This is a genomic window from Microbulbifer sp. 2205BS26-8, assembly GCF_030731025.1.
In the GTDB taxonomy this organism is placed as follows: domain Bacteria; phylum Pseudomonadota; class Gammaproteobacteria; order Pseudomonadales; family Cellvibrionaceae; genus Microbulbifer; species Microbulbifer spongiae.
Map to the genome: position 1 here is coordinate 1 of NZ_JAVAMR010000083.1, position 5,196 is coordinate 5,196.

Below are 5,196 nucleotides of genomic sequence, written 5' to 3' on the forward strand. Positions count from 1 at the left end.
AGTAAAGCCACGCTTGGTACTCAATCCCTGGCTGGCCAATAAATCCGTGAGGGATTGGGCTCCCAGGGTACCACTCCAGTCGGATTCCCGGCGTGCGCCGAAAGGGTCATAGCCAAAACTGCCGGTTGCGCCGGTTAACAGATTGCCATCCGCATCGGTGATTTTTTCAATAGAACCCAGATGGTCCCGGTGCAGGTATTCCAGGGTGGCCAGGGGCAGGCCGGTGTGCTCCGTGGCGCTGATCTGCAGCACACTGCTGTCGATGGTGGCTTTCTGGATACGCTGGTAATCCGGATCATTTCCGGGCAGCAAGTCCTCATAGTCTTCGAGGATAAAGGTTTTTTCAGTCACCAGCTGTTGCCGGCTTGGGTCCCACCAGCTGCTTTCCCGGTAGTAGCGGTTGCCGTTGGGCCCGTACTTGAAGCGGTCCCTGGCAGTGGGGCTCTGGGTGTTTTGGCCGGTGCCCACGACGATTTCCGTGGGTAACTGGCGGGCGTTCCAGCTAATCCATTTGTCGTCGCCGCTGGCGGCATCATAGTGGGTGATGGCGCCGTTGCGGTTGTAGTGGAGGGCATAGGGGGTGCCGTTGATAGTGGCACCGCTCACCGCATGGGGGCCGGCATGGCCGAGGCCACCGTATTGATAGCCACTCACCGCGGCATCCCCAGGCAGGCTGCTGGTTTTCTCTTCAATATTGCCAAGCCTGTCATAGCGGGTGGTGAGGGTTCTCCGGCTGGTGCCGTTAATCAGGGTCTCGGCGGTCTCGAGCCGGTTGAGGGCATCATACGCAAACACTTCCTTTTGCGCGGTGTTACCCGCGCCGTACACCTGGCGGCTTTCCAGTGTGCCGTTACTGCGCCAGCGGTAGTTGTTGTCCTGGATTTCAGAGGCGCCGGCGGTAAGCAGGCCCTGCAGGCGTCCGTTTTCCCGGCCATAGGTTTTGACCGTGACCACACCATTGCCAAAGACCGCTTCCTCGGTTTGCAGCCGGGCGTTTTTCCTGCCGAATACCTTCAGGTCCCGGGTGCCATCGGTGATTTTGTGCAGGTAACCGCGGCTGTTGTAGGCGTAGTGCGCAGATACACCGCTGGGATAGGTCAGGCTGCTGATGCGCCCCTGGCCATCATAGGCATAGTGGTATTGGTACTGCCTGCTGAGCCCGCCGGCGGTCACAGTGAACGCTTTGTCTTGAAGTTTTCCGGCGGGGTTATAGGTGTGCGTTTCATCATACACAGTCTGGCCGCCCACTACAGATCCGCTTTGCACTACGGCGCCTTCAATATAGCGCTGGCGGCTGAGTGCGCCCAGGGCATTGCCGGGATCATACTGCCAGTGCGCCACACCATGGGCGTCTTCCTTAAAGCGCATGCGGCCCAGGGTATCGTAGTAATAGGCGGTGCTCTGCCCCAGGTTATCCGTCTGCTGCACCAGCTCCCCGAGGGCATTAAAGGTTTTCCTGACAGTGCCAACACTCGGGTCTGTGAGCGTACTCTGATACCCGGCCAGGTCGTAGCTGAAGGTGGCTTCAGTGGCGGAATTGTTATTGACGATTGCCGATTGCATCTGGCCACTGCCGGTATATTGGTAGCTGGTGGTCACGGCATCGGCGGTGCCAGCGGCATCGGTGCTGCTTACGAGGTCGCCGGAGACACTATACAGGCTCTCTTTTACCTGGATTTCCCCAAGGGTGCCAGCGCTGCTGAACACATCGTGCTCAACGCGCACCTTGAATTGGTTGCTTGCGGGGAGTGCGCTGTACAAGGTGCGGGTTTGGCTGCCGTCGGGTCTGTGGATGGCAGTACGCCGGTCTTGGATATCGTAGTGGTAGGTGGTGATGGGTTTGTACTCTCCCACAAAGAATGGCGCCGTCTCCAGATACAAGCGGCCCTGCAGGTCATAGTTGTATTCGGTTCTGGTAAGCGCGCTGCCGTCAAAGGATTGCGTGTCCTGCTGGATTAATCGCCCCAGAATATCGTAATAGCGGTCTGATGCTGGTGAAACCGTGGAGCTGGTGGACACTTTGAAGGCCACCAGCTGGTTCCCGTAAACGGGACAGCTGCCGGCACTGCAAAACGCCCTTACCGTGGTGAAGGTCACCCCGTCGGTATCGGTGCGGCTCTGCTCCCTGCCGAAGGCGTCATAGGCCATCGCTGTGGTGCGGTTGTCCCGGGTGATACGGTTCTGTTGCCCAAAGCGCTGGTCATAGCCCAGTGTAGTGATCTGACCCAGGGCATTTTGTACCCTTGCGGGGTATCGCGCATCGATAAAATTACTGTAGGTGGTGGTGCGCTCCGCGACCTGCACCCCGGTGACCCGTTCAGTGGTCAGGTTGCCTTTGGCATCATAGGTGTAGCGGGTGGTCAATTCGTATTTTGCATCGCCCGGCAGGCGGGTCATGCTCTGGATTTTATTGTTGTCAGCGAAAGGGGTATAGACGACCGTATTCACCTGGTCGGGGGATATGTTGGTATCGCCACTGTAATAGCGCTGCTCTTCCCCGTCCTTGAACCCGATCAGCCATTTTCCTGTGCGGGTGGTAAAACTGCTGGCGGTTTCCTGGCTGCGCAATACACCACTGACAGCAACCGGTTTCACCTCACCCCAAAAGCTCTGGGTATTCGGCAGGGTGGCATTGGTTACGTACTGTTCGGTTTTAAGCCTGCCATCAATAAACTCGCCGTAGCCGCCGTAGCTTTTTTTGCTGTGTTCAAATCCTGTGACATGGTATCCGATCACCTGGCCCCCTTCGTACACCGTATCCACACGCTGGGCGGGCACGGTATGCAGGGTGGAAGCCTTGGGGAAAGCCAGGGCGATAGTCTCGTCCCGGAACTGTTGTTTGGCCAGGACCTGGCTGTGGGCGGGATAGGGGCCTTCATACTCATGGACCCTGGAGACGGTGCCGATATGGGGATAATCCAGACGGAATTGCCGGTAGGTGACTCTGCCGGATTCCAGGTCATGGGCTTTTTGTGCATAGTAGCCGAGAAAGCCGCGGTTCCTGTCGCTGACCAATCCGGTGCCCTGGTAGGAATAGGCGGTTTTATGCCAACCGTTGGCAACGCCATTGGAGCGCCACACCTCGGATACCACACAGCGGTACTCTCCGCCTACGGGCTGCAGGGGACTGGCCTCAGCAGGCACAATACCCTGGCCAAAGGGGCGCTCAAAAAACAGGCCGTCGGATGCGGTGGCGCTGATCATTGTGTGGTGAAACTGAACGGCTTTCCCAACAGTATCGATCACTTCGGCAATGCCGGTTTTGAAATCAATGGGGTTGGCACCATTGGGTTCAATCCAGTTAAACGTCATGGGTTCCAGGCATTGGGGGTTGGTGCCGTTCTCATTGTAGGCACACAGTTGCAGGTGCTTTAATCGCCTGTAGTTTTCTACTTCCCCTTCGTCCTCAGAGATAAATTTATACGCCCGCAGTAACTGATTATTCAGCGACACTTTGACGTGGTGCAGTAATACCAGTTGCTCCTGCTGTATATCCCCGGGCCCCAGCGGTTGTGGCGGGGCATCTGAGCGGGTGCCGTATTCAAAGGTGATTTTCGCATCTCCGGCATTCCCATACACAACCTCCAGGGGGTAGTTGATCCCCTCAACCGTGTCGTTGTGGTATTTATAGCGAATGGTATTGTCAAAGGTGTCGGTGACCTTGTTAAGACTCCAGCCGAATTTGGCTGAGGTGCCCACGCCCAGACGGCTGTCCGGGGTATTGCCGTATTCCCGGATATGCCCGTCCGGGGACTGCACTCTAAACCATCGCCGCGCAATGGTGTCTTCTTCGGTGTTACGCATTATCTCGATTGAATGAAAACTTTCTTCCTGGGTGTGGTATTTGGCTCCCGGTTGAAAATGTGCACCGGATACCAGCACCAGGGGTTTTCCATTCAGGCACAGGGAGTCGCTGGTATCCAAGGCAATCTCATCGGCATTGGGCCTGCCCACAACACAGCGTCGAATTTCCCCAAAGCCGCTCAGGCGCCAGCCATAGCCGAGAAAATCCTCCGGTAAGGATTCATTATTGCGTTCCCTGAAGCGGGCGCCGGAATAGTGGATATCGATCCTGGGCACCAGCCCGTTTACCCCGGGGGCGCCTTGCAGGGGAATGGAGATTTCCGCATCGCCCTGTTGTGATACCTCGGCGCTATAGGGCAAAGCGCCGGGGGTATGCCCGGGGGAGAGGGAAACCGCGGGGGTAATGCCTTCCAGGTTATGCACCGCCACCCAGGGACTGGTCTTCCAGGGCGAGCAGGCATCCACATTACACGCGCGCACCCGGTAGCGATACTGATCCGCCACATGCCCTCTGGCTGCATAGGTGCGGCTCAGGGCACCGCTTAACTGGACAGCGTGCCATCCGTTCACACCGCAGGTGGCGGTGCCTGTTTTGCACTGTTTCTGTAGTTGATACGACGTGATGGTGCCCTGGCCAGACCAGGCGATGTCGTAATCCCCGAATTCACTGGACTCCGGTGCCTGGATGGACAAGCTGTGTGGTGGCGGCAGGGGAATATTCACCGATACGGATTTTTGATAGCTGTCTCTGGTCCAGGGGCCCCAGCCCTGGCTATTGTAGGCGCGGACCCTGAATGTATAGGTGCCTTCAGTGCCTGCCGGCAAGTTGACCGGGTGGGTTGTGGCTGTGCCGGTGTTGTCGTTGCCACAGGGCGTAAAGGTAAAGCTTCCGCCGTTGATACTGCATTGGATTTGATATCTTGTCACTGGATCAAAACTGCCAGTGACACCACTCCAGGCAACCTGAAAATTTGCCGTTTGTGTGCCAGAGCCCGGCTGTGTGAAGTGGGTGACTTCGTCGGGCCTGCGGTTGACCGTAATATCAGGGCTGTAGCGCCAATCGCTGTATTTGGAGGTGCCGCTTACGGTGACGAACGCCCGTACACGGTATCGGTATGAGCCGTTTGTGAGCTTGCCGGAAGACGGTACCGTTATTGATCGCCCTGTACTGGCTGCGGAATAGATTTGAGACCAGGTGCCGCTGCTACTGCAGGCATCCTTGCACTGGTCAACCTGATAGCCGGTGACTTTTGGCGGTGTGTTCGAGGCCCCCCAGTTGAGTTTAAAGGACCCATTCCTGTCTGTGCCCCCTTCATTGTTGGAGAAGCTGGCACTGCCCGGCATATTGGGTTTTCGAATGACTTTAATGGTATTGGAGTAGATCCAGTTTGA

Annotated in this window: 1 protein-coding gene; it reads right to left on the bottom strand. The window is 57.1% G+C overall.

Annotated features, from left to right (window positions below; translation table 11 throughout):
• Positions 1–5,196, bottom strand: a 5,196-nt coding sequence (locus Q5Y71_RS16285) for a SpvB/TcaC N-terminal domain-containing protein (protein ID WP_306043141.1), incomplete at both ends; no start/stop codon positions are given.